Annotated in this window: 18 protein-coding genes and 2 pseudogenes; 9 read left to right on the forward strand and 11 right to left on the reverse strand. The window is 71.4% G+C overall.

Annotated elements, in window-relative coordinates; genetic code table 11:
- Positions 1-391 precede the first annotated feature (391 nt).
- Positions 392-478 (forward strand): annotated as a pseudogene (locus OG302_RS29550) (glutamine synthetase); the annotation flags it as partial.
- Between the two features lie 65 nt (positions 479-543).
- Here OG302_RS29550 and OG302_RS29555 read toward each other — a convergent pair.
- Both OG302_RS29555 and OG302_RS29560 read right to left on the reverse strand, forming a co-directional pair.
- Entirely contained in the window at positions 544-978 is a 435-nt protein-coding gene (locus OG302_RS29555; protein WP_371529553.1) for a VOC family protein, read from the reverse strand.
- Positions 979-1,042: 64 nt separating this feature from the next.
- Complete coding sequence (locus OG302_RS29560; RefSeq protein WP_371529554.1) at positions 1,043-1,555, reverse strand: pyridoxamine 5'-phosphate oxidase family protein; 513 nt, start codon at positions 1,553-1,555, stop codon at positions 1,043-1,045.
- A gap of 118 nt (positions 1,556-1,673) precedes the next feature.
- Between OG302_RS29560 and OG302_RS29565 the strand changes: the two genes are divergently transcribed.
- Together OG302_RS29565 and OG302_RS29570 are read left to right on the forward strand one after the other, a co-directional pair.
- The gene (locus OG302_RS29565) at positions 1,674-4,676 is read left to right on the forward strand and encodes a bifunctional [glutamine synthetase] adenylyltransferase/[glutamine synthetase]-adenylyl-L-tyrosine phosphorylase (RefSeq protein WP_371529555.1); all 3,003 of its coding nucleotides are present in this window, start codon (positions 1,674-1,676) and stop codon (positions 4,674-4,676) included.
- Positions 4,677-4,899: 223 nt separating this feature from the next.
- Positions 4,900-5,021, forward strand: a pseudogene (locus OG302_RS29570) (amidohydrolase); the annotation flags it as partial.
- Between the two features lie 174 nt (positions 5,022-5,195).
- Here OG302_RS29570 and OG302_RS29575 read toward each other — a convergent pair.
- The 3 genes from OG302_RS29575 to OG302_RS29585 all read right to left on the reverse strand — a co-directional run bounded on the left by OG302_RS29575 (position 5,196) and on the right by OG302_RS29585 (position 8,877).
- Complete coding sequence (locus OG302_RS29575) at positions 5,196-6,092, reverse strand: phosphatase PAP2 family protein (protein ID WP_371529556.1); 897 nt, start codon at positions 6,090-6,092, stop codon at positions 5,196-5,198.
- 75 nt (positions 6,093-6,167) lie between these two features.
- Positions 6,168-7,202: a LacI family DNA-binding transcriptional regulator gene (locus OG302_RS29580; RefSeq protein ID WP_361827212.1), complete on the reverse strand. Its 1,035-nt coding sequence runs from the start codon at positions 7,200-7,202 to the stop codon at positions 6,168-6,170.
- A 25-nt stretch (positions 7,203-7,227) separates the two neighbouring features.
- A complete protein-coding gene (locus OG302_RS29585) occupies positions 7,228-8,877 on the reverse strand; it encodes a glycoside hydrolase family 13 protein (RefSeq protein WP_371750274.1) in 1,650 nt (549 codons plus the stop codon).
- Positions 8,878-9,146: 269 nt separating this feature from the next.
- Between OG302_RS29585 and OG302_RS29590 the strand changes: the two genes are divergently transcribed.
- The 5 genes from OG302_RS29590 (at position 9,147) to OG302_RS29610 (ending at position 14,168) form a co-directional block, all read left to right on the forward strand.
- Positions 9,147-10,793, forward strand: coding sequence for a SpoIIE family protein phosphatase (locus OG302_RS29590; protein ID WP_371529557.1), 1,647 nt, complete (start codon positions 9,147-9,149; stop codon positions 10,791-10,793).
- 90 nt (positions 10,794-10,883) lie between these two features.
- Entirely contained in the window at positions 10,884-11,810 is a 927-nt protein-coding gene (locus tag OG302_RS29595) for a metal-dependent hydrolase (protein WP_371529558.1), read from the forward strand.
- 1 nt (position 11,811) lies between these two features.
- Entirely contained in the window at positions 11,812-12,882 is a 1,071-nt protein-coding gene (locus tag OG302_RS29600) for a 2Fe-2S iron-sulfur cluster-binding protein (protein WP_371529559.1), read from the forward strand.
- A 66-nt stretch (positions 12,883-12,948) separates the two neighbouring features.
- Positions 12,949-13,653 (forward strand): TetR/AcrR family transcriptional regulator, encoded by a 705-nt coding sequence (locus OG302_RS29605; protein ID WP_371529560.1) that lies wholly within the window; start codon positions 12,949-12,951, stop codon positions 13,651-13,653.
- Positions 13,650-14,168 carry an N-acetyltransferase family protein gene (locus OG302_RS29610; RefSeq protein WP_371529561.1) on the forward strand — a complete coding sequence of 173 codons (519 nt, stop codon included), beginning with the start codon at positions 13,650-13,652 and terminating at the stop codon, positions 14,166-14,168. Before OG302_RS29605 ends, OG302_RS29610 begins: the two co-directional genes overlap by 4 nt.
- Positions 14,169-14,172: 4 nt before the next feature.
- Here OG302_RS29610 and OG302_RS29615 read toward each other — a convergent pair whose 3' ends face one another.
- Genes OG302_RS29615 through OG302_RS29625 form a run of 3 tightly spaced genes read right to left on the reverse strand, consistent with a single transcriptional unit; the run spans position 14,173 to position 19,776 of the window.
- On the reverse strand, positions 14,173-16,089 hold the full coding sequence (locus OG302_RS29615) for a hypothetical protein (protein WP_371529562.1): 1,917 nt from the start codon (positions 16,087-16,089) through the stop codon (positions 14,173-14,175).
- A gap of 21 nt (positions 16,090-16,110) precedes the next feature.
- The gene (locus OG302_RS29620; RefSeq protein WP_371529563.1) at positions 16,111-16,602 is read right to left on the reverse strand and encodes a tetratricopeptide repeat protein; all 492 of its coding nucleotides are present in this window, start codon (positions 16,600-16,602) and stop codon (positions 16,111-16,113) included.
- A gap of 48 nt (positions 16,603-16,650) precedes the next feature.
- A complete protein-coding gene (locus tag OG302_RS29625) occupies positions 16,651-19,776 on the reverse strand; it encodes an alpha-N-acetylglucosaminidase (RefSeq protein ID WP_371529564.1) in 3,126 nt (1,041 codons plus the stop codon).
- Positions 19,777-19,989: 213 nt separating this feature from the next.
- Here OG302_RS29625 and OG302_RS29630 point away from each other — a divergent pair, with 213 nt between their 5' ends.
- Entirely contained in the window at positions 19,990-20,400 is a 411-nt protein-coding gene (locus OG302_RS29630) for a hypothetical protein (protein WP_371529565.1), read from the forward strand.
- A 77-nt stretch (positions 20,401-20,477) separates the two neighbouring features.
- On the opposite strand, the gene OG302_RS29635 is transcribed toward OG302_RS29630, so the two are convergent.
- The 3 genes from OG302_RS29635 to OG302_RS29645 form a co-directional block, all read right to left on the reverse strand.
- The gene (locus OG302_RS29635) at positions 20,478-21,998 is read right to left on the reverse strand and encodes a DUF1996 domain-containing protein (RefSeq protein ID WP_371529566.1); all 1,521 of its coding nucleotides are present in this window, start codon (positions 21,996-21,998) and stop codon (positions 20,478-20,480) included.
- A gap of 106 nt (positions 21,999-22,104) precedes the next feature.
- Positions 22,105-22,755: a response regulator transcription factor gene (locus OG302_RS29640; protein ID WP_361827184.1), complete on the reverse strand. Its 651-nt coding sequence runs from the start codon at positions 22,753-22,755 to the stop codon at positions 22,105-22,107.
- Entirely contained in the window at positions 22,740-24,011 is a 1,272-nt protein-coding gene (locus tag OG302_RS29645; RefSeq protein ID WP_371529567.1) for a sensor histidine kinase, read from the reverse strand. The genes OG302_RS29640 and OG302_RS29645 overlap by 16 nt, the downstream gene beginning before the upstream one ends.
- Positions 24,012-24,154 lie beyond the last annotated feature (143 nt).

Raw genomic sequence — 24,154 nt, forward strand, 5'->3', positions numbered from 1 at the left:
CATGCATGAGTCTTCGATAGGCCGGAACAACTCACTACCCGTAGGGCACAACAGCTTCAGGCGGGCTCCACGCCAACCAACGCCAGCAAACACCGCTTAGTTTGGTCAGCCATTTGGCTTGACTATCTCCGCTGATGATGCCTGAAGGGGCAGCACCACGCACAGGGGCTGGCCCTTCGTAGTGAACCGGAACGAGTCGCGGTCTCACTTGGGACCTCGGTCCCCCCAATCCTGGGACCGCATCCAAAGACCAGCGGCTGAGGCACTGGGCCGTCTCTGGGCCGTCCAAGGGCGTCCCAGGTCGACCAACGACGACCGCCAACAACCGCTCCGCCGCTGGTCATCGGCGTACCTGATTGCGAACCCCGAGGCAGTAGATCCGGCACATCAGTTCCTGCGCAACAAGAAGCAGGAGTGGGAGGAGTACCGCTCGGAGGTCACGGCCTTCGAGCTGAGGAAGAACCTGCCGGTGCTGTAGGGCCCCGGCAGGGGGGGGGAACGGCGCGCTCAGCCGCGTGCTGAGCGCGCCGTTCCCCGCGCCCCCTACGGGGCGCTGGCGATCGCCTCGCGCAGAGGTGTGGTCGCCCGTACGCGGTACTCCTGGATCGCCCAGCCGTTGCCGTCCGGGTCCTTGAAGTACATGAACGTGCCGCCGTCCTGCGGTGCGTGGGCCACCGGCTCCGTGATCTCCAGGCCGCGGGCGGTCAGCTCGTCGTGGGCCGCCTTCGCGTCGGCGACGCAGAGCTGGAGGCCCTGGTAGGAGCCCGGGGCCGGGGTCGGGCCGTCCATCGTGTCCCAGAGGGTGTCGGCCAGCGCGATGGAACAGCCGGACCCCGGCGGGGTCAGCTGGACGATGCGCATGCCCGGCATGACCTCCGCGTCGATGTCCACGTGGAAGCCGAGCTTGTCGCGGTAGAACTCCTTGGCCCGGTCGACGTCACTGACGGGGAGCGGGATCACCTCGAGTGTGTAGTCCATGGGCCGAGTACATCAGGGAGCCCACGGCTTGTCAGCGCGAATGGCGGCCTCCGCCCGCGCCCCCTCACCCGAAGCGCCACCGCGTCTGGCTGAACGGTTCTCCCTTGCCGAAGCCGAACGCGGTGCGGGGGGCCACCTCGAAGACGTACGCGTGGCCCGGACCGTGGTGGAAGCAGCCGTCCCGCACCTCGTAGTGCCAGAAGCTGCCGTACTTCTCCTCCCAGGCCGCCGCGAGCCGCCGCAGCCTGGCCTCGTCGGTGATCCGGACCGCCGAGCCCTCGACGACCAGGTCGTATCCCTTGTCCCAGAGGTTGATGCCCGTGGTCAGCACGGTCTCGGGGTTGGCCGCCAGGTTCCGGGCCTTGCGCTCCTCGGGGCCCGTGCAGAAATGCAGCGCCCCGTCCAGCCAGACCGCCGGCAGCGGTGTCACGTGCGGGCGCCCGTCGGGGCGTACGGTCGAGATCCAGAAGAGCTCTGCCGCCTTGAGCTGCCGCACGGCGTCGGACCATGGCGTCGCCGCCGCCCCCGGACTGCTGTACCGGGCATCCAGCTCCGTACGGGGTTCCTCGCTCGACATGATCCGCCTCCTGACGCCGTCACCCATGCTCCCGTCCAAGTACGGACCGCGCACGCGGGCAGAACTCATCGGTCAGGCCGTAGGCTCGGGCCAGGGATGATCGAACGGAGGCGCGGGGATGACGGTGCCGCAAGGGCGCAGAAGCAGTACGTTCACGCGGCTGCTGCGGCATGGCTTCACCGATCCGTCCACGGCCGAGAGACTGCTGGGCGCTCCCGAGCTGTCCGCCGTGCGGACCGACCCGGTGCTCCTGGACGCCCTCGGTGCCGCCGCCGACCCGGACCTGGCGCTCCTGGGCCTCGTACGCCTGGTCGAGGGGCAGCCCGACGACACCAGCCGCCAGGAGCTGCTCGACACCCTGGTCAGCGCCAAGCCGCTGCGCGACCGGCTGCTGGGCGTGCTCGGCGCGTCCGAGGCCCTCGCCGACCACCTGGCCAGGCACCCCAGCGACTGGCAGGCCCTGGTCACGTACGAGCTGGCCGACCTGCACCCCGGCGTCGAGGAGTTCGAGCGCGGTCTCGCCGACGCCACCGACCCGGTCTCGCTCCGCGTCTCCTACCGCCGCTGCCTCCTTGCCATAGCGGCCCGTGACGTCTGCGGCACGACGGACCTGCCCGAGGCCGCCGCCGAGCTCGCGGACCTGGCGACGGCGACCCTGCGCGCCGCGCTCAGCATGGCCGAGCAGGCGGCCCCCGCGGACGCCGCGCAGTGCAGGCTCGCCGTCATCGCGATGGGCAAGTGCGGTGGCCACGAGCTGAATTACGTGTCCGATGTGGACGTCATCTTCGTGGGTGAGGCCGTCGACGGCACGGACGGCGCCGATGAGGGCAAGGCGATCCAGGCCGCCACCCGGCTCGCCTCGCACATGATGCGGATCTGCTCGGAGACGACGGTCGAGGGCACGATCTGGCCGGTCGACGCCAACCTCCGCCCGGAGGGCCGCAACGGCCCCCTGGTGCGTACCCTCAGCAGCCACCTCGCCTACTACCAGCGCTGGGCCAAGACCTGGGAGTTCCAGGCGCTGCTCAAGGCACGCCCGGTGGCGGGGGACCTGGACCTGGGCGAGGAGTACGTCGCCACCCTCGCGCCCCTCGTCTGGCACGCGGCCGAGCGCGACAACTTCGTGCCCGACGTGCAGAAGATGCGCCGCCGGGTCGTGGAGAACATCCCGGCGGGCGAGGTCGACCGCGAGCTGAAGCTGGGTCCCGGTGGTCTGCGGGACGTCGAATTCGCCGTACAGCTCCTGCAGTTGGTGCACGGCCGCGGTGACACCTCGATCCGCAGCGGCTCGACCCTGGTGGCCCTGGAGGCGCTCGCGGCCGGCGGCTATGTGGGGCGCGTGGACGCCGTCCAGCTCGACGACGCCTACCGCTTCCTGCGCTCCCTGGAGCACCGCATCCAGCTCTTCAAGATGCGGCGCACCCACCTGATCCCCGAGGATGACGCGGACCTGCGGCGCATCGGCCGCTCGCTGGGCATGCGGACGGAACCGATCACCGAACTGAACCGCGCGTGGAAGCGGCACACCTCGGTCGTGCGCCGTCTGCACGAGAAGCTCTTCTACCGCCCGCTCCTGGACGCGGTGGCCGAACTCGCCCCCGTGGAGACCCGGTTGAGTACGGAGGCGGCCCGCGCGCGTCTCGTCGCGCTCGGCTACCACGACCCCGCGGCGGCCCTGCGCCACCTGGAGGCGCTCGCCTCCGGCGTCACCCGCAAGGCGGCCATCCAGCGCACCCTGCTCCCCGTGCTCCTCGGCTGGTTCGCGGACTCGGCGGACCCCGACGCGGGCCTCCTGAACTTCCGCAAGGTGTCCGACGCGCTGGGCAAGACCCCCTGGTACCTGCGGCTCCTGCGCGACGAGGGCGCGGCGGCCGAGAACCTGGCCCGCGTCCTGTCCGCGGGCCGCCTGGCCCCCGACCTCCTCCTGCGCGCCCCCGAAGCGGTGGCCCTGCTCGGCGACCAGCGCGGCCTCGAACCGCGCGACCACGCCCACCTGGAGCAGGAGGTCCTGGCCGCGGTGGGCCGCGCGGACGGCGCCGAACAGGCGGTCACGGCGGCCCGCGGCGTCCGCCGCCGCGAGCTGTTCCGCACGACGGCGGCGGACATCATCGGCTCGTACGGCACGGAGGAGAGCCCCGCGGCGGCGGACCCCGGCGCCCTCCTCGACCGGGTGGGCGACGCGGTCTCCGACCTCACGGCGGCCACGATCGCGGGGACCCTGCGCGCGGTGGTCCGCGAAGGCTGGGGCGACACGCTGCCGGTGCGGTTCTCGGTGATCGGCATGGGACGCTTCGGCGGCCACGAACTGAGCTACGGCTCGGACGCGGACGTCCTGTTCGTCCACGAGCCGCGCGAGGGCGTCAGCGACCACGAGGCGGCGAAGGCGGCCTCCCGGGTGGTCTCCGAGATGCGCAGGCTCCTCCAACTCCCCAGCTCCGACCCGCCGTTGCTGATCGACGCGGACCTGCGCCCGGAGGGTAAGAGCGGCCCGCTGGTGCGGACCCTCGCCTCGTACGAGGCCTACTACCGCCGCTGGTCACTGGTCTGGGAGTCCCAGGCGCTGCTGAGGGCCGAACCGGTCGCGGGAGACGTCGAGTTGGGCCGCGCCTTCATCGAGCTCGTCGACCCGCTGCGCTATCCGGCGGAGGGCCTCGGCGAGGACGCCGTCCGCGAGATCCGCCGCCTGAAGGCCCGCATGGAGGCGGAACGCATGCCGCGCGGCGCCGACCCCACCCTGCACACCAAGCTGGGCCGCGGCGGTCTCTCGGACGTCGAATGGACCGTCCAGCTCATGCAGTTGACCCACGGCTGGGTCGAGCCGGGGCTGCGCACGACCCGGACCCGGGAGGCTCTCGCCGCTGCCTGCGCCGCCGATCTGATCCCGACCGAGGAGGCGGCGATCCTGGACGAGGCGTGGGTCCTGGCCGCCCGGGTGCGCAACGCGGTGATGCTGGTGCGCGGCCGGGCCGGGGACACGTTCCCGTCGGACGGGCGCGAACTGGCCGCGGTGGGACGCTACCTGGGCTACGACCCCGGGCACGTGGGGGACATGCTGGACGACTACCGGCGGACCACGCGCAGGGCGCGGGCCGTGATGGAGGAGCGCTTCTACGGGGCGTAGCCGCCCGGGGGGCTACGGTTCCTGCCGCCGGGCCCCCGCAGGGACGGGCGCCCGGCGGCTGAGCCACCCGGAGGGTGTGCTGCGGACCGTGGTCGCCCCCTGATAGCCCCCTGGTCGCCCGCGTGGTCCCCCGCGTGGTCGCGGCGGTGCTGCTGGGCGCGGCGCTGGTGCTGGTCGCCACGCGCATCGACGTCTTCACCGGGGCGAGCCCTTCGTGAATACCATGCGGCTGCGCCTCGCCCCCTGGTGCATGACCGGCATCGACAAGGAGGGCCTCGACGCACCGCCTGGCTGGAGCGCGCGGACTGCCACGGGCAGGGCACCGACGCCTTCCGGCCGGACCCCCGGCCTACGCGGACGCCGTACGGCACGTGCTCGACCCCGTGGAGGTGCCCGCCGGCGAAGTGGCGCAGGCCCAGGTCCGCCTGACCGTGTCCGGCGGACACGTCACTCAGCGTCACCTGTGACAGCAGAGGGAGCAGGCCTCCGCCCAGGCCATGAAGCTCAGGCTTATGAAGCTCAGGCTTTGAACCGGGCCCAGAGCTTGGCGGGCAGCAGAGGAGCCCGGCCCTCGCCCTCACGCAACGCCACCTCACGCGGCAGCCGGTGCGGCATCGTCCCGTACCAGGCCCAGGCCACCGCGAAGCCGAACGCCAGGCAGAGCATGCCGCCCACCGCGTCCAGCCAGAAGTGGTTGGCGGTGGCCACGATCACGATCAGGGTCGCCGTGGGGTAGAGCAGGCCGAGCACCTTCGCCCACGGCGTCGAGGCCAGGGCGAAGATCGTCAGGCCGCACCACAGGGACCAGCCGATGTGCATCGAGGGCATGGCCGCGTACTGGTTCGACATGTGCTTGAGGTCGCCGGAGGCCATGGAGCCCCAGGTCTGGTGGACCAGGACCGTGTCGATGAAGTCATGGCCGTTCATCAGGCGCGGGGGCGCCAGCGGATACAGGTAGTAGCCGAGGAGGGCCACCGCCGTCGTCGCGAAAAGCACCATGCGCGTGGCCGCGTACCGTCCCGGATGGCTGCGGAACAGCCAGACCAGGACACCGAGCGTCACCACGAAGTGCAGCGTCGCGTAGTAGTAGTTCATGCCGACGATGAGCCATGTCACCGAGTTCACCGCGTGGTTGACGCTCTGCTCCACGGCGATCCCGAGATGCTGCTCCGCCTGCCAGATCCAGTCGGCGTTCCGCAGGGCCTGGGACTTCTGCTCCGGCACCGCGTTGCGGACCAGGGAGTACGTCCAGTAACTCACCGCGATGAGCAGGATCTCGAACCAGAGCCGAGGGCGCCGGGGCGTGCGGAGGCGACGCAGGAATGCCCGCCCATTGCGGTCTTCTCGCTCGCCCGCGATGGGTGATGTGGTGGGCCGCTGCTGGCCTTCCAGTGTCGTCACAGTCATCTCACCCATAGGCACAGAGTCTGCCAGATACCGACCCTCCGACCGATCATCCCAAGGTCTGGTTCAGGCCGCATTCTCTACGCCCTACGGACGAGTGCGTCCCCGAGGGGAAGAAGCGGTTGAACCTCGAACGACCAGTTCCGGCATGAACACGAATTCGCTGTGCGGAGCGGGAGTGCCACCGATCTCCTCGAGGAGTGTACGCACCGCCGCCTGCCCCATGGCGGGAACGGGCTTACGCACCGTGGTCAGCGGCGGATCGGTGAAAGCGATCAGCGGGGAGTCGTCGAATCCGACCACCGAGATGTCGTCCGGGACCTCGAATCCGCGCTGCCGCGCCGTCCGTATCGCCCCCAGGGCCATCATGTCGCTCGCGCACACGACGGCCGTGCAGCCCCGGTCGAGCAGTGCGGACGCGGCGGCCTGGCCGCCTTCCAGCGTGTACAGCGAGTGCTGGACCAGCTCCGACTCGATCTCCTCGGGAGGCAGTGCCAGCTGGTCCCGCACCGTGCGTACGAAGCCCTCGATCTTCCGCTGTACGGGCACGAACCGCTTGGGACCCAGGGCGAGTCCGATGCGTGTATGACCCAGGGAGACGAGGTGGGTGACCGCGAGGCGCATCGCGGCCCGGTCGTCCGGCGAGATGAAGGGCGCCTGCACCTTGGGGGAGAAGCCGTCGACCAGCACGAACGGCACGCCCTGGGCCCGCAGCTGTTCGTAGCGCTGCATGTCGGCCGAGGTGTCCGCGTGCAGGCCCGAGACGAAGATGATGCCGGAGACCCCGCGGTCCACGAGCATCTCCGTCAGCTCGTCCTCGGTGGAACCGCCCGGCGTCTGGGTGGCGAGGACCGGCGTATACCCCTGCCGGGTCAGGGCCTGCCCGATGACCTGGGCGAGCGCGGGGAATATCGGGTTCTCCAGCTCCGGCGTGATCAGCCCGATCAGGCCCGCGCTGCGCCGGCGCAGCCGCACCGGACGTTCGTAGCCGAGCACGTCGAGTGCGGCAAGCACTGACTGGCGGGTGGCACCGGCGACGCCGGGCTTGCCGTTGAGCACCCGGCTGACCGTCGCCTCGCTGACCCCCGCCTGCGCTGCGATGTCGGCCAGTCGCGCGGTCACAGGATTGGACTGTACCGGTCACATCTCAGGCTGCCCACCAGACCGTTGAATCCGCGGGCAGGATCGTCCCGTCGGTGCCGGACGCCGTCTCGGCGCTCGCCACGAGCACGGTGCCGGGGGAGGGGACCGTGACCGGACCGGCGGTGAGGTTCACCGTGCAGACCACCGAACCCCGCGGGGTCGTACGGCGGAAGGACAGCACGCCCTCGGGGGCGTCGAGCCACTCCACGCCGCGGCCCGCGCCCAGAGCCGGGTGCTCGCGGCGCACGGCAAGCGCGCGGCGGTAGAACTCCAGAGTCGATGCGGGATCGCCCTCCTGCGCCCGCACCGAGAGGTCCTGCCACTCCTCGGGCTGCGGCAGCCAGCTCGGTCCGCCCTCGACGGGACCGAAGCCGAACGGCGCCCGCTCCCCGGACCACGGCAGCGGCACCCGGCACCCGTCCCGCGTCCCGTCCTGCCCCGTGCTGCGGAAGAACGCCGGGTCCTGGCGCACCTCGTCCGGCAGTTCGGTCACCTCGGGCAGACCGAGCTCCTCGCCCTGGTAGATGTACGCCGATCCCGGCAGCGCCAGCATCAGCAGCGTGGCGGCCTTCGCCCGGCGCAGGCCGCGCGCCGCGTCCCCGTCGGCGAAGCGGGTGGAGTGGCGCACGACGTCGTGATTGGAGAGCACCCAGGTGGCGGGCGCCCCCACGGCGTTCATCGCGGCGAGGGAACGGTCGACGACGGCACGCAGCGCCGCCGCGTCCCAACCAGTCGTCAGATACTCGAAGTTGAAGGCCTGGTGCAGCTCGCCCGCGCGCAGGTACCGCGCGCTGCGCTCCACCGTCGGCGTCCACGCCTCGGCCACGGCGATCCGGTCGCCCGGGTACTCGTCGAGGATCCGGCGCCAGTCGCGGTAGATCTCGTGCACGCCGTCCTGGTCGAAGTAGGGGACGGCCTGCTTGCCGAGCAGCTTCACCTGCTCCTCGTGGCCGATGTCGGGCAGGCCCGCCGCCTTCACCAGGCCGTGCGCCACGTCGATGCGGAAACCGTCGATGCCGAGGTCGAGCCAGTAGCGCAGGATGGAGCGGAACTCGTCGTGCACCGCCGGATGTTCCCAGTTGAAGTCGGGCTGCTCGGGCGCGAAGAGATGGAGGTACCACTCGCCGTCCGCGACCCGCGTCCAGGCGGGCCCGCCGAAGACGGACTCCCAGTCGTTGGGCGGCCGCCGGCCGTCGTCGCCCTTGCCGGGCCGGAAGTGGAAGCGCTCGCGCAGCGGCGACCCCGGGCCCTCGCGCAGCGCCCGCTGGAACCACTCGTGCTGGTCCGAGCAGTGGTTGGGCACCACGTCGACGATCACGCGCAGGCCGAGCGCGTGCGCCTCCCGTACGAGGTCGTCGGCGTCCGGCAGTGTGCCGAACATGGGGTCCACCGCGCGGTAGTCGGCCACGTCGTACCCGGCGTCGGCCTGCGGGGACGCGTAGAAGGGGGACAGCCAGACGGCGTCCACGCCGAGCCGTTCCAGGTGGGGCAGGCGGGCCGTGATGCCCGGCAGATCGCCCATGCCGTCGCCGTTCCCGTCGGCGAAGCTGCGCGGATACACCTGGTAGATGACGGCATCACGCCACCACTCGTGGCGCGTGGAGTCGTCGTCCGGGGCGTCTGCGGGAAGGGCGGCGGTGACGTGCTGGGTCATGAGGTCCCTCAGGAGTACGGGGGCGGGCGGCACTCCGTTGAACGCCCCGTGGAAGGCGAAGGTCACGACGATGGCCCCGCCGTGCTCCCCGTCCGGGCCGAAGCCGGAAATTCTACTGGCAGGCAAGTGGAACGTGCGGCGAGTTCGACGACCTCCACCGTTCCGGGTCGTACTGCCGCCGTCTGCTCCCGGGGTGCCCGGCCGCGCGCTAACTTGAGGAGGCAGGCACGAGCCGGCCTGCGCCGTTCCGCGCCGAGGGGCTGTCCCGCGTGAGCGTCAAGGGCAAGGCAGTGAGCACGGTCAGCACGGTCCTCGTGGTCGACGACGTGCCCGCGAGCAGGTACGCGCTCAGCGCCGTCCTGCGCAGGGACGGCCACCGCGTCCTGCTCGCCGCGAGCGCGAGCGAGGCACTCATCGAACTCGACGTGCGGATGCGGGCCGGGGACCTGCCGGACGTGGCCCTCGTCGACGTCGGCCTCCCGGACATGAGCGGCTATGAACTCTGCCGCCGCATCAAGCAGCTGCCGCCCATCGCCGGTCTGCCCGTCGTCCACTTCTCGGCGGCGTCCCGCCCGCCCGCCGACCGGTGCCGGGGGCTCGACGCGGGCGGCGAGTCCTATCTGACGGTGCCCGCCGAACCCGAGGAGATCCAGGCGGTCGTACGGGCCGCCGCGCGCGGGGCACGTACCCGCAGCGACGCCCAGCTGCGTGCCGGACGCCTCGCGTTGCTCGCGGGGACGATCCTGGCCGTGCAGTCCGCGCGCTGTCTCGGCGAGCTGGCGGACGCGGCGGCCACCGGTGCGGAGCGGCTGACCGAATGCCCCGCGACGGTGTTCGTGCTCGGCGTGGGCGGCGAGATCCACCGGGGGCTCTCCCGGCGCGGAGCCGTCGCTTCGCTGCCGGACCACGGTGCGCACGAAGCGGTGGCCCGGCTGATGCGGCGCGTCATGTCGGGGCGTTCGGGCGTGCGCCACACCCTCGTGCCCGCCCCGCTGTGGCCGTCGGGGTTCTTCCGCTCGGTGGGCGCCACCGGACAGTGGGGCGACGGGACGCCGGAGGAGGCCGACCTCGTCCTGGCCCGGCTGCGCGAAGGGCGCACGCTCGTGTGCCTCGCGACGCCCGCGTACCGGGAGGGTCTCCCCGACGAGACGGGGCACCTCGTCGAGCGGCTCGCGCACGCCACCGCGCTGGCCGCGGAACCGCTGGTGATGTACGAGGAGGAGCGCCACGTCGCACTGACCCTGCAACGCAGCTTCCTGCCGTCGAAGTTGCCGGAGCTGCCCGGCACGGACGTCGTCGTCCGCTATGAACCCGCGTCGCGCCAGACGGAGATCGGCGGAGACTTCTACGCGGCGCTGCCGACGCCGGACGGTGTCCTGGCCGGCATCGGTGACGTCGTCGGGCACTCCCTGGAGGCGGCCACCGTGATGGTCGAGATCCGGCACGCGCTGCGCGCGTACTGCGTCGAGGACGCCGACCCCGGCGCGCTCGCCCGACGCCTCGACCGGATGCTGCAGCAGTACTACCCGGGCGTGACGGCCACGATGTGCCTGAGCCTGGTCGATCCGGCCACCGGACACACCCGGATCGCCAACGCGGGGCACATCCCGCCGCTCGTGGTGCGGGACCGCGGCACGGCCGCGTACGTCGACGTGCGGGGGCCGCTGCTCGGCCTCGGTCTCGACCGGCCGCGGCCGAGCGAGATCCGCCTGGGCCGGAACGAACGCCTGCTGATGGTCACGGACGGGCTCATCGAGACGCGGGGCACGGACCTGGCGGTGTCGATGGAGCAGCTGCGGATCGCCGCGGCGGGCGCGCCACGCGGCGTCGCCGACCTGTGCGACACGCTCCTCGCGTGCTTCGGGCACGAACGCGAGGACGACATCGCGCTCCTCGCGCTGCGCAGGAAGAACTGACTCCGCACCGCGCGACACCGTGCGGCACACCGCCAAAAAACCGCCGCAGAGATCTGTACCCACACGCCTACCCGTCAGTACATTGACGCCATGTCTAATACGCAGAGCCGGGAGCCGAAGCCCGTCGCCTCCGAGCACATACCGCTCAAGGCGCGCAAAGTCTCCTTCTCCTGGGAGGACACCCCGCTGCACTGGGTGCCGGGCGACCCCTTCGCCACGCACACGATCAACGTGCTGCATCTGCTGCTCCCCGCGGGCGAACGCTGGTTCGTCCACGTGTACAAGCAGGTCCTGCCGTACATCAGGGACGACCGGCTCCGCGAGGACGTGATCGGCTTCATCGGCCAGGAGGCCATGCACGCGCAGGCCCACGACGAGGTCCTGCCGCACCTCAAGGAGCAGGGCCTGGACCCCACGCCCTACACCGCCCAGGTCGACTGGCTCTTCGAGAAGATGCTCGGTGACCGGACGCTGCCGCCCGGCAAGGCCCGCAAGTGGTGGCTGATGGAGCGCGTCGCGATGATCGCGGCCATCGAGCACTACACCGCCTTCCTCGGCAACTGGGTCCTGAACGCGGCCGAGCTGGACCGCAGGGGCGCCGACCCGACGATGCTGGATCTGCTGCGCTGGCACGGCGCGGAGGAGGTCGAGCACCGCTCCGTCGCCTTCGACCTCTTCATGCACGTCGACGGCAGCTATCGCCGCCGCGCACGCACCTGGGCCACGGCCTTCACCGCCCTGGTCTTCCTCTGGCAGCGCGGCGCACGCTTCTTCATGGAGAACGACCCGACGCTCATCGGCGGCAAGGCGTCGTTCAAGGACTTCTACCAGGGCGGCAAGCAGGGCACGCTGCCCACGACGCCGGACATGATCCGCTCCATCCCCCGCTATCTGAGCCGCGCCTACCACCCCTCCCACGAGGGCAGCACCGCCCAGGCCGTCGCCTACCTCGCCTCCTCCCCGGCGGCCACCGCCGCCGAGACCGCGACGGAATCGCTGCCGAAGGGAGCGCACTGACATGCCCCGCATCCGCACCGTCCTGCTCGTCACGGGCGCCGCCCTGCTCGCCAAGCGGGCCATGCGGCGCCGCATCGACGCCTCACCGCTGTGGCCGCTGCCCGCCCTGGAGGAGCCGGTGTCGGGCCGCCCGCGCTCGCGCGCGCTGCGTCTTCTCGTCACCCGGCACGAGACGGTCGCCGACGGGGTCGTCCAACTGCGCCTGGAGGGCGACCGGTTGCCCGCCTGGAAGCCGGGCGCCCATCTGGACCTGGTCCTTCCCTCGGGGCTCGTCCGCCAGTACTCGCTGTGCGGGGACCCGGAGGACACCTCCTCGTACACCGTCGCCACCCGCCTCATCGGCCCGGAGCAGGGCGGGCGCGGCGGTTCGCGCGAGGTGCACGAGCAGCTCCAGGAGGGCGCGGAGGTCGAGGTGCGCGGCCCGCGCAACCGCTTCCCGCTGGCCGAGGCCGACGCGTACGTCTTCGTGGCGGGCGGCATCGGCATCACCCCGATCCTCCCCATGCTGCGGGAGGTCGAGGCGGCGGGCCGCTCGTGGCGGCTGCTGTACGGGGGCCGCTCCCGGGCCTCGATGCCGTTCCTGGAGGAAGTGGAGAAACTGGCGGGCACGACGGCGGGCCGGGTCACGGTCGTCGCGGAGGACGAGGGCGGACGCCCGGACCTCACCGCCTTCCTCGCGGACCTGGCGCCCTCCGCCGCGGTCCATGTCTGCGGCCCCGAGGGCCTGATGGAGGCGGTCGCGGCGACGCTGCCCGAAGGCGCCGCACTGCACCTGGAGCGCTTCACGCCGCACACCTCCACGGAGGGCAACGGCACCTTCGAGGTGGAACTGCGCCGCAGCGGACGGACCCTCTCCGTGGCCGCGGACACCACGGTCCTGTCCGCGGTGCGCGCGGAGCTGCCCAACACCGCGTACTCCTGCGAGCAGGGATTCTGCGGAACCTGCCAACAGCGCGTCCTGGAAGGGGAGATCGACCACCGGGACGAACTGCTCACGGACGCCGAGCGCGCGGACTCGATGCTCATCTGTGTGTCGAGGGCGGGCGGTGACCGAATCGTCCTGGACATGTGAGACATGTGAACGGTTGGTGCGCACCGGCCCCCTTGGACGGCTGGATCTGCTCGGTAAGGTGTTCGTATGACTACCGGGGTGCGCCGCAGAATGGGTGTCGAGGAGCGGCGGCAGCAATTGATCGGGGTCGCGCTCGACCTGTTCAGCCACCGCTCGCCCGACGACGTGTCGATCGACGAGATAGCAGCGGCCGCGGGCATCTCGCGACCGCTGGTCTACCACTACTTCCCGGGCAAACTCAGCCTGTACGAAGCGGCGTTGCAGCGGGCGGCCGACGACCTCGCCGACCGCTTCGTGGAACCGATGCAAGGCCCGCTGGGGGCGCGCCTGCTGCGGGTGATGGGCCGCTTCCTGGACTTCGTGGACGGCCACGGCCCCGGCTTCTCCGCGCTGATGCGCGGCGGGCCCGCCGTAGGCTCGTCCACCACCAACGCGCTGATCGACTCGGTGCGGCAGGCGGCGTACATCCAGATCCTCGCGCACCTCGGCGTCACCGACCCGCCCGCCAGGCTCGAACTGGTGGTGCGCTCCTGGATCTCGCTCGCCGAGTCCACGGCGCTCATCTGGCTCGACGGACGCCGCATCCCGCGCGCCGAGCTCGAACTGCAGCTCGTGCACGACTTCGCCGCGCTCGCCGCCGTGAGCGCCGCCTACGACGAGGAGATGGCCGCGATCCTGCGCCGCATCCTCGTCGAGGAGCCGCCGGAGGGCCCGTTCGCCGAGCTCATCACCCGCCTGATCGCACTGATGCCGCAGGAGCAGAGCAGTTGACCCACCGCCTGGCCGACGAGAAGGACATCCCCACCCTCGTCGCCCTCTACGACGGTGCCGCGCACTGGATGCGGGCCCGGGGGATCGACCAGTGGAAGCCCGGCGAGAAGGGCGCGGAGCACTTCCGCGGGCGGATCGCCTCGGACGAGGTCTGGCTCGCGTACGACGGCGAGATGGTCGCAGGGGCGTACGAGGTGTGGTGGGCCGACGAGCCCGCCTGGGGCGAACAGCCTCCCGTCGCGGGCTATGTGCACCGCCTGATGACACGGCGCGGCGCCCCGGCGGGAACGGGCCGCGCGATGCTGGCGCGCGCGGAGCGGCGGATCGCCGAGGCGGGCCGTGAGCGCTGCCGCCTGGACTGCGTGTCGTCCAACCCGCGGCTTAGGGACTACTACGAGGCCGCGGGCTACGAGGTCGTGGGGGAGCTGCCGGGGAAGGTGGCGGCGGACGGGAGCACGTACGGCGTGCTGCTCCTGGAGAAGGACCTGCGGGAGCTGGACCCGTCCGGCGCCTGACGGATCACCGCAGCGTCGACACCTTCGAGCCGTCCGCGAGCCGCCCGGTCAGCCCGGCGCGCGCGCCCTGCCGCAGGGGGGCGGCCACGGTGTTGCCGGGAATCTGGGACCCGCCGGACGCCCTGACCGAGACGACGTCCTTGCTGCCGCCGCCCAGCAGGTACCAGTTCCCGCCCCGGGACTTCCACCGCACTCCCGCGAGCACCGACGGCTCCCGAGCCCCGCACGCCGCGGAGTCCTCGGCCTTCGCAGCGACCGCCGCGGCGCCCGCCGCCTGGAACTGCGCGAGGGCCCGGCCTCCGTCGCCCCGCCAGGTGTCGGCGCGCGTGCAGAGCCAGACCGCGGGGCCGTTCGCCTCGGGCAGCGCCTGACGGGCGTACTGCCAGGAGTTCACGGAGCGCACGCCGTTCGAGCGCGCGTCGGTGAGCGAGCAGGCGGCCGACGACCAGTTCGCGGCCGTGGCCTCGCGCGGAGCCTGCGGGCGGCCCGCGGTGAGATGGGCGGGGACGAGCTCGCCGAGGTCGGTGGAGAGTCGATTCGCCCCGGAGTCGTCCCGCAGCTGCAGAGCGTTCCAGGAGGTGCACGCGCGGGCCTGCGCCGGACTGGCGAACGGCTGCGTGACACCGTCGCCGTCCCGCTTCAGGGCGTCGGCGCTCTTCTCCGGCTTCAGCAGGTCGCGTACGGCGACAGCACCCACCCAGGGCGCGGTCAGGTACCGGACGTTGCCGTCGACGCGGTTCACCACCACGGCGCCCGCCTCGGCGGCCGTCGCGCCGTCCACGCGCGCGAAGTCGAGCGCGGCTCCGCTGGTGCCGTCCTTGGGCTCGGCATACCGCACGATGCGCAGTCCGTCGTACAGGAGCACGACCCGGGCCGCGTCGACCTCACCGGCGAAGAGCAGCTGCGCGGGGCCGGGAGGGGCGCCGGCCGCCGTGCCGGGCGTGGCGGAGACCTGCACCGATTCGCCGGGGCGGGCCCAGACGGCCAGGGCGCGCCGCAGCAGGGCGTGGTCGTCGGTGAGGGCGCCCCTGGCGGGCCACGCGGAGAAGTCGGCGCGGGCGGAATGCTTCCACGCACCGGCCGCGACCTTCGTCAACTGCCCCGGGTCGAGAGCGGCCTGCCCCGCCGGGTTCCGCGCGTAGGCGGGCGCGGCGGCCCCGTCGGGGCCCCAGCCGCCGCCCGGCAGGCCGAGCAGCGCGCCGCAGACCAGGGTGGCGGCCAGCGCGATGCCCGCGGCCTTCATGTGCTGCCTGCGGCGCATCAGGTCGGTGGGCCGCGCCTGCAGCGAGCAGGGGTCGAACTCGGGGGACCTGAGCAGGTCGTACGCCGCGTCCACCCCGTCGACCTGGGCGAGGGCCGCCGCCGGGTCGTCGACTCCGGCGGCGGCGAGCACCTTGCGTACGTCCCCGTCGGGGAGGCGCTCAAGACCGCGCAGCACGTACGCGGCCCGAGCGGGGCCCGAGAGTGCCGCGAGCCTCTGGTCGAGGGCGAGTTCGTCGGCGCCCCCCGACCGCGGAAAGAGCCGGAGCCCCCAGACCTGCGGAAGCAGCGGGGGCAGCTGTGAGCGCTTGGGCCAGGCCTTGCGCCGCAGCGGAAGCCCCGCGTCAAGCGCCGTGCGGACGACGCGCAGCCGTACGTACGCGTATCCGGGGTCGCCGTTGCGCCCTTCCCCCGAACGCTGCTCCGGGATGACCTCCGCGTCGCCCGGCCTGCTGTTGCGGGGCAGTGCGCGCTGGGTCAGGGCGTGGGCGGTCAGGACCCGCCGGTTGCGCCCGAGGCTGGGCGGCAGCACCAGATAGGCGAGCCGCACCAGGCGCGGGTAGTGCTCGACGAGGGCGGCCTCGGCCTGCTCGACATCGACGACGGCGGAGAGATCCTGGGGCGGGGAGGGGGACTTCACATTCGACGACACGTTCAGCAAAACGAGCGAATCGTCGGATGGTCACCTCTCCGTGAGCTGTCGAGCATAGTTTCCCATCGACCGCTGGTAGCGGGGGAGGTGGGCCGCGAGGGCCTCCAGGACCAGGGCCAGGCCCTCGCGCTCGCGGCCGAGGCTGGCGAGGCAGAGGGCCAGGGTGGCGCGGACGGCATCGTCCAACTCGTCGCTGGGAGCGCCGAGTTCACGTTCCAGCAGCGCGACGCCCTCCTCCGCCTGCCCGATGTTCCGCAGGGAGCTGCTGAGTTGGATGACGGTGCGCCGCCGCCGATACCCGTCGAGCCCCTTCGCCAGGGCCTCGCGGTACAGGGGTACGGCGCGGTCCGAGTGTCCGGTGGAGTCGAACGCGCAGGCCCGCTCGAACGGCCCGATGGGGCTGTCGGCGGGCAACTCCTCGACAAGCGAGTCGATGACTTTCCGGAATTCCTCGCCCCGGTCGTCGTACGCCTCCACCGTGGCCCACGCTTCGGCCACCCGCTGCTCCCACGCAATATCCATGGCCACACTGTCGCACAGCGTTACGCGTCGGTGCGGTGCACCAACCCCTCAGGCCACCCCCCACCCACTGAACGACACGGTCCCCCGCTCCCCGTCGCCCCCATTGGTCGCACTCATGAACAGCCCCACATCCTGCGCCGCCGCGACCCCCGCCACCGGAACACTCGCCACGACTTGCCAGTTGGCGCCCCCGTCCGTCGAGCAGGAGCCCGTCAGGGTGTCGCCCGACCGGGACAGCCGCAGCAGTACCGGAGCCTTGAGTCCCGTGATGCGCTTGTACGTGTCCAGGGTTCCGTCGCCCGTGGTGTCGTAGGACAGGACCACCCCGTTCGAAGGGGTGACCGCCAAGTTGACGAAGCCCGGGGAGCCCGGCACCTCCATGGCGTTGCGGGCGATCAGGCCCGCCCTGGCCCAGGGGCCCGTGACCGCCTGGGTGTCGACCCGGACCGTCACCGAGACGCCGCTGCGCAGCGCGCCCTCCCGGTACAGCGTGCCGAACTCGGTCGTCCCCTTCCACAGGTCCGCACCCGCCCCGTCGATCGCGTACCGCCCGTCCAGTTCGCCGAACACCGCGGCGTTGTTCGAGTAGCGGTGCCACCCCGCTCCCACCGGGCCCGCCTCGTAGAGCACCCCCTCGTGCACGGCCTCCACCCGCCGCTCGCCCGCGGGGCCGTACCGCACGGCGATCTCGTACGGAAGCGGCCGCAGCGGACGGTCCAGCGGGGTGTCCGGCGCGCTCGCCCGCCACGCCACCTTTCCCGTGCCCGCCGGAGCGACCCGGGGCAGCGACACCGGACCGGAAGGCTCCGCGTCGATCCCGGTCAGCCGGAAGTCGACGCGGCCCGTGGCCCGCAGTCCGTTGACGTTGCGGAACACCGCCTCGACACGTGCGTGCCCGCCGGGCGGAAGCGACGCCGGGTCGGCGGTGACCTTCAGGGACCCCTGGTAGGGGGCCCGGGCCAGCACCTCCCGTACCCGTGCGGCCGTCCGGTACGTGTCGCCGGTTCCCCGCAGCGGATAGTCCTTGCGCTCCCGCGTCCACGGCTCCTCCACCGCGAACCAGTCCACCGCCTTCGGCTCCCGCCCCGCGGTCAGCGCGTCGGACAGCTCGTCGAGCCACTTCTGCCAGCGGGGCACGTAGAAGTCGGCCATCAGACCGGACCACTCACGGTTGCCGTACTCGTGCAGCTTCCCGCCGTCGGACGTCGACCGGCCGCCCCACACCGTGATCAGCACCTTGGCGGTCCGCTCGAACTCCGCGCGCTCCGCCTCGCTCGTGCCCATCCTGCGCGCCGACTCGACCCAAGGGCCCAGCAGGAAAGCCGGGTTGGTCCCCGTCAGCTCGTCCGAAAGACGCATCAGCCGCAGCCACAGCGTCGACAGCGTGCGGAAGGTGTCCGCGTCCCCGCGCCGGTACGCGCTCCGCAGCTGCGGCAGCAACTGCCGGCTCCGGTGCGCGAGCGCCTGCCGGGCCACGTCCACCAGGTCGTACCGGTACGCGGCACTGCCCCGCAGTGCCCCACGCACCCCGAGGAGCCCGGCGAACGCCGCGTCGAACCGGCCGGGGTCGTAGGCCAGGGCACGCGGCGCGTACTCGGCGGCGCGGTTCGCCGCCAGGTCGGGGCGTGCCGCGAAGAGTGAGTCGTGCGGGTCGCTCCGCTCGACGGCGTTGTGCTGGTAGGCGGTGTCGTACAGTGCCCGCCAGGCCCGCAGCGCGTCGGCGTCACGGCCGCCGTAGCGGAAGCCCGCGTAGCCGTCGAACCAGGATTTCAGGTCCAGTTTCTCGTCCGACCAGGCGAGTTCGGAGAAGAGCTCGAAGGCGGCCGGGTCCCGGTCCGTCGCCTCCGGCATGAACGCCGTGCCCACGAGCGCGCTGCCGCCCTTGTCCCGCCACGCGAAGAACTTGTCGTTCCAGATGTGGGCGCGGGCGCCGATCGTCGTACGGCCCCCAAAGTTCGGGATGGTCCCGAACGCGTACGGCGTGCCGCCCCAGTCCTTCTCGCGGTCGGTGACGCTCTTGAACCGGTCGGAGACCCCGTCCACGATCAGCATCCGCCGCCGGTCGATCGCGTCGAGCAGCTCGGGCAGCGGATTGGCCTCCCAGCCGAGGATCACCCAGGTCGCACCGGGGCGGGCCTTGCGCAGGGCCGCCTCCACGCCCCGCGCCGCGTCCGGCACCGGGACGTCCCCGGCCGTGCCGCCCTCGTGCAGCAGGTCCATCTTGAAGTTCTCGGCGGCCCCGAAGAGCTGCTCCTGGTGCCGGTAGAAGGAACCGGCGACCTTCGCGAAGGACGCGGTGCGGGGGTCAAGCCAGTCGGGCCGCTTGAACCCGTGCCAGGTGCCCTGCGGCACCACTCGCGCGTCCCCGCCGTTGCGCGCCACGAAGCCGTCGGGAACGTGCCCGTAGTAGCCGGGAAGCACCGGCGCCATGCCCAGCGAGCGCAGCCGGTCCACGATCTTGCGTCCCAGCTCTGCCCGGTCCGCGATGACCTCGGGGGACAGCGGCCCGCCGTACCCCGAGAGGTTCTGCAGCAGCCACCACGCCTGGTGCGACGGCGCGGGCAGCCAGGCGCGGGCCTCCGCGTCGCTGTAGCCGAAGTCCTTGAGCACCCGGTGGTAGACGGCCTCCGCCCCGGCGATCACCAGGACCTCGTTGCAGCCGTGCAGGGCGAGGATGTCGATCATCCGTTCCCAGTACGCCCAGTCGGCGTACGGCGCGGTGTACCCGTCGTTCGTGTCGTTCAGGGCGAACCGGTGCGGCAGCGAGGTGGACCGCTCCAGCGGCCCGGAGGGCGCGGGCAGCCTGTCCGGCAGGTCGAGCTGACTGCCGTTCCACGCGACGTGGGCCCCGCAGACGTACTTCAGATACCAGTGGACCCCTGTGAGCAGCACGGCGGGCGTCGTCCCGGACACATCGATCCGCCCCGTGGTGCCCGAAACCCGGAAACGGTCCGTGCCGCCCTTCGCGGGGACGAGTCTGAGCCGGAACTGTTCCGCGTGATGCGGCAGGAGTCTGTTGAGTGCTGAGCGTGCGGAATCCGTATCGAGGGCGACGGCGGGGCCCCGGACGGGCCCCTCGGCGGCGTGGGACGGAACCGCCACCCCGCCGACGGCGGCACCGAGGCCGATGGCCCCGGCTGTGCCGAGCACGGAACGTCGGGACGGATCGGTCATGTGTACCCCCTGGGTCGAATGGTGCGGCGCACGGTATCCGTGCGGCGTCCGGCGCTCAACGGTGCATACGGAGATGGCGAGTTCACCTCGCCTGGAGGGACTGGTGGGACGATGAAGGCAGCGCGAAAGCCGCTTGCGGACGTGGGCAGGGGCATGCGCGGGCACCGGCGCATGCGTACGGGCATGGGTGTAGGCATAGGTGTAGGACTGCTGATGATGCTTGGGGCATGCGGCTCGGACGGCGACGACGCGCCGCCGGACACGGCGAGCGGCACCCTGGAGCAGCTGGCGGCCAAGGCGCGATGCGAGCCCGACATCCAGACGGACGCGGCCGAATTGCGGCAGGCCACCTGTGACAAAGGTGCCCGCCGCTACGTACTAGTAACCTTTACAAATGCTCGTGGCCAGGCCGAATGGTTCGACGAGGCGTCCGATTACGGCGGTACCTACCTCGTCGGCAAGAAGTGGATCGCGGTCGGCAAGGAGAAAGTGGTCATGCGGCTGCGCGGCCGGCTCGGGGGGACGGTGGAGAAGTCCTCGCACCACTCGGGGAGTAGCGGTGGTGGGGATCACGAGGACGCAGGCCCGGGGCACTCGGGCCACTCCGGTCACCATACGAGCTGACCGCGCAGCGGTACGGGGGTCAGCCGGTCCGCTGAGCCGAATGGCTCGGCTCAGCTCCGACCGGCCCGGTCATTCGGTCACTTGCAGCGCTGACCGCTGTTGATGCATTTGGCCATGCGGTTCATCAGCCTCTGGTCGAAGACGTTGATGAAGTCACCGTGATCGGTGATGGGCTTGTGCAGCTGTTCGGGGAACGAGTCGACGGCGAATCCCGGGCCGGGCGGCACGTCGTACACGATGCGCTGCACCAGCTGCGGAATGGCCTTGAATCCCTGCGGGCAGGCGCCGCTCCTCGCGTCGGCGAAGGCCACGTGCGTGCGGTGATTGGCGCTGTCGGTGTTCTGGCCGTCCCAGCAGCTCTGGAAGTTGAACGTCCGGACGACCTGGCTGCCCTCCGGGCAGATCGGGTACTTGTCCTTGAGCTGCCTGTCCTCGAAGCCGGTGCAGCTCCAGGACGCGTTGGCGTTCGCGTCACCGTTGGTCAGCGACTTGGCGTCACCGGTGATGATGCGCAGGAAGCGCGGCATCGCGACGACCTTGCTCGTCGGATTCCCGGCGAATTTCAGCGTGACCGACGACGGTGTCTGGATCTGGCCGACATTCTGGTCCTTGCCGCCGCCGTCCGCTCCGGCGTCGTTCTCGTCCTCTCCGTTCTGCAGCCTCAGGACCGGCCAGTAATAGGTGGACTTGTCTCCCTGGTTCCGGCACGTGGTGTCGCCGTTGGCGAGGTCGTCGTCACTGGAGAAAGCGTCCGTGGCCTGATTTCCGACGTAATCGTGCATGTGGTGGGCGCCATTGCTCACGCCGGGTGCGGCGATGACATTGTCCGGATTGAACTTGCCGTTCTCGTTCGTCCCGCATTTCGTGGTGAAGCTGCCGCGCGACGCTCCGCGCTTCTTGCCGGGGCGGTTGACGTTGGGCTGGACGGAGTTGATGTCGACGAAGTCGCCGGCCTCGGGTCCATTGCCGTTCTGCTGACCCGGCGGCTGTTCCGCGCCGTCGCCGGGCGGCTGCTGGCCCCCGTCGCCCTCACCGTCGCCGGGTGGCTGTTCGCCGCCGTCCTGCGGAGGCTGCTGACCGCCGTCCCCGTCCTGCGGGGGCTGCTGACCGGCCGAGTCGTCGGCCCGCATCGTGCACGGCGCCATGCCGTCGATGCCCTGGGGAGGCCGGCCGCCGGCCTGGTCGATCGAGGACCCGATGCCCTCGATCGTCGGCCGCCGCTTCTCCTCCAGCGGCCCGAGCACGGCCTGGGCCTGCTCCGTGTTCCGCGCGTCGGCGAACTTCTCGTACGCGGCGGTGATCTGGGTGTCCAGCTCCGCGAGCCGCCGGTCCACGTCCTCGCGGGCGCCGTCCGGCACGTCGGAGAGCTGGGTGCCGACGTCCGGGCAGCTGATGGTGGCCATCCCCATCCCCTGCCCGCCGCCCTGCTCGCCGGAGCGGGTCGTGGTGGACGGCGAATCGGGGCCTTCCCCGGCATTCGCGTACACATTCACCGCGACCATTCCGCCGCCGCCCAGAATGAGAGCCGCCGAGGCGGCGATGGCGCGCCCGGCGAGTTTTGATCGTTTGCGTGATGTGCGTCGTGGTGTGCGTCCCATGGGACTACGTACGCAACAGGAGTCGGCCCCGTTCAATCACGCGCCGAATTCCCCGGCAATCTTCCTGCCGATCTCCGGTGATCTCCGGTGATCTTTGAAGATCCGCTCAGCGCCCTTGATCCAGATAGGCGAGTACCGCGAGAACGCGCCGGTTGTCGTCGTCCGACACCGAAAGGTCCAGTTTCCCGAAGATATTGGACGTGTGTTTGGCGATCGCCCGCTCCGTCACGACGAGCTCCGCCGCGATCGCGGCGTTCGACCGTCCCTGCGCCATGAGTTCGAGCACCTCGCGCTCGCGCGGCGTGAGCTTGCCGAGCGGCTGGTCCGCCGACCTGCGCGACAGGAGCTGCTGGATCACCTGCGGGTCCATCGCGGTGCCGCCGGAGGCGACCCGGCGTACGGCGTCGATGAACTGGTCGGCGTCGAAGACCCGGTCCTTCAGGAGATAGCCGACCCCGCCGTTCCCGTCGGCGAGCAGCTCGCGCGCGTAGAGCTGCTCCACGTGCTGGGAGAGCACGAGCACGGGCAGTCCCGGCCGTGCCCGCCGCGCGGCGAGCGCGCACTGCAGTCCCTCGTCCGTGTGGGACGGCGGAAGCCGGACGTCAACGACGGCGACGTCCGGCTCCAACTCGGCCAGGGCCTTGGTGAGTTCGGGCCCCGTCTCGACCGCGGCGGCGATCTCGAAGTCGAATGCCTCCAGCATCCGGACCAGGCCGTCACGCAGCAGGAAGAGATCTTCGGCTAGGACAACTCGCAAGGGATCTCCATGGTCACCATGGTCGGGCCGCCCGCGGGACTGCTGACGGCAAGTACGCCGTCGAATGTACCGAGTCGGCGTTCGATCCCGCTCAGTCCGGACCCCGCCCCGATGGACGCTCCGCCCTTGCCGTTGTCGGTGACCGCGATGCGCAGCATGCCCTCCGCGTGGTGGATGTCCACCCAGACCCGGTCCGCGCCCGCGTGCTTGATGGTGTTGGTCAGGGCCTCGCTCACCGCGAAGTACGCCGCCGACTCCACCGGTTCATCGGCCCGCCCCGACAGCTCCACGTCCACGTCCGTCTCCACCGGAAGGCGCAGTGCCAGGGCCTTCACCGCGTCGCCGAGGCCGCGCTCGGCGAGCACCGGCGGGTGGATGCCGCGGACCAGGTCACGCAGCTCGGTCAGTGCCTCGCCGGAGTTCTGCCGGGCCTTGGCGATCATTTCCTTGGCCTTCGCCGGGTTCTTCTCGATCATCGCCTCGATGGTGCCGAGGTCCATGCCCATCGCGACCAGGCGGGCTTGCGCCCCGTCGTGCAGGTCCCGCTCGATGCGGCGCAGCTCGGCGGCGGAGGAGTCCACGGCGTCGTGCCGCGTCTCGGTCAACCGGTCGACGCGCTGGGCCAGTTCACGCTCCCGCATGGAGGTGGTGGGCGCCAGCAGTGTCCGGGCCAGGAGGAAGTGGCCGCGCAGGATCGAGGGGTTGACGAAGATGCCGGTGATGCCGAGCGCGGTGCCGAGCAGGGCCGCCATGTTGGCGTCGCTCTGCGAGGTGACGTGGATGAAGCCGTACCACTCGCCGCCGCCCGCGTCGTAGATCGGCTTCCAGACGCCGAGGGCGAGGACGTAGCCGTAGAACGGGTAGAGCAGCAGCGCCGGGGCGAAGATCACCGAGATGAATCCCGCGGTCATGTCGACGAACAGCCACTGCAGGTCACGCCAGGTCGCCGGGTCCTTCAGGAGCAGCGAGGTGCGCTCCACCTGCCCGGTGACGCCGGAGCGCAGATCGGCGGGGAAGGCCCGGTAGGGAACCGGGATGGCCACGCCCGACCACGCGCCGGCCTGGGCACGGCGCAGGGTGGCCCACTTGCGTACGCCGGTCAGGACCAGCGGCGTCGTGAAGACGCCGATGCCGAGCACGATGAAGACGATCGAGAGGACCGACAGCACGAAGAGAGTGATCGAACCGGCGAGCGTGACGACCGCCAGGTAGAGCCCTCGGGCTCCCGCGATCACGGATTCACGGACCCTCGTCATTTTCTGATCCCCATCTCTTCCAGTGGCATGAACACATTCTCGCCGCTGGGACCGGCGCCGGTCATTGGGTCCGGCACCCGGGCGGGGGTGTACCTGACGACACCCCCTGACCTCGCCCTGTGCTTCGGACAGTGGGGGCTTCG

Origin of the sequence: Streptomyces sp. NBC_01283 (genome assembly GCF_041435335.1) — a bacterium.
In the GTDB taxonomy this organism is placed as follows: domain Bacteria; phylum Actinomycetota; class Actinomycetes; order Streptomycetales; family Streptomycetaceae; genus Streptomyces.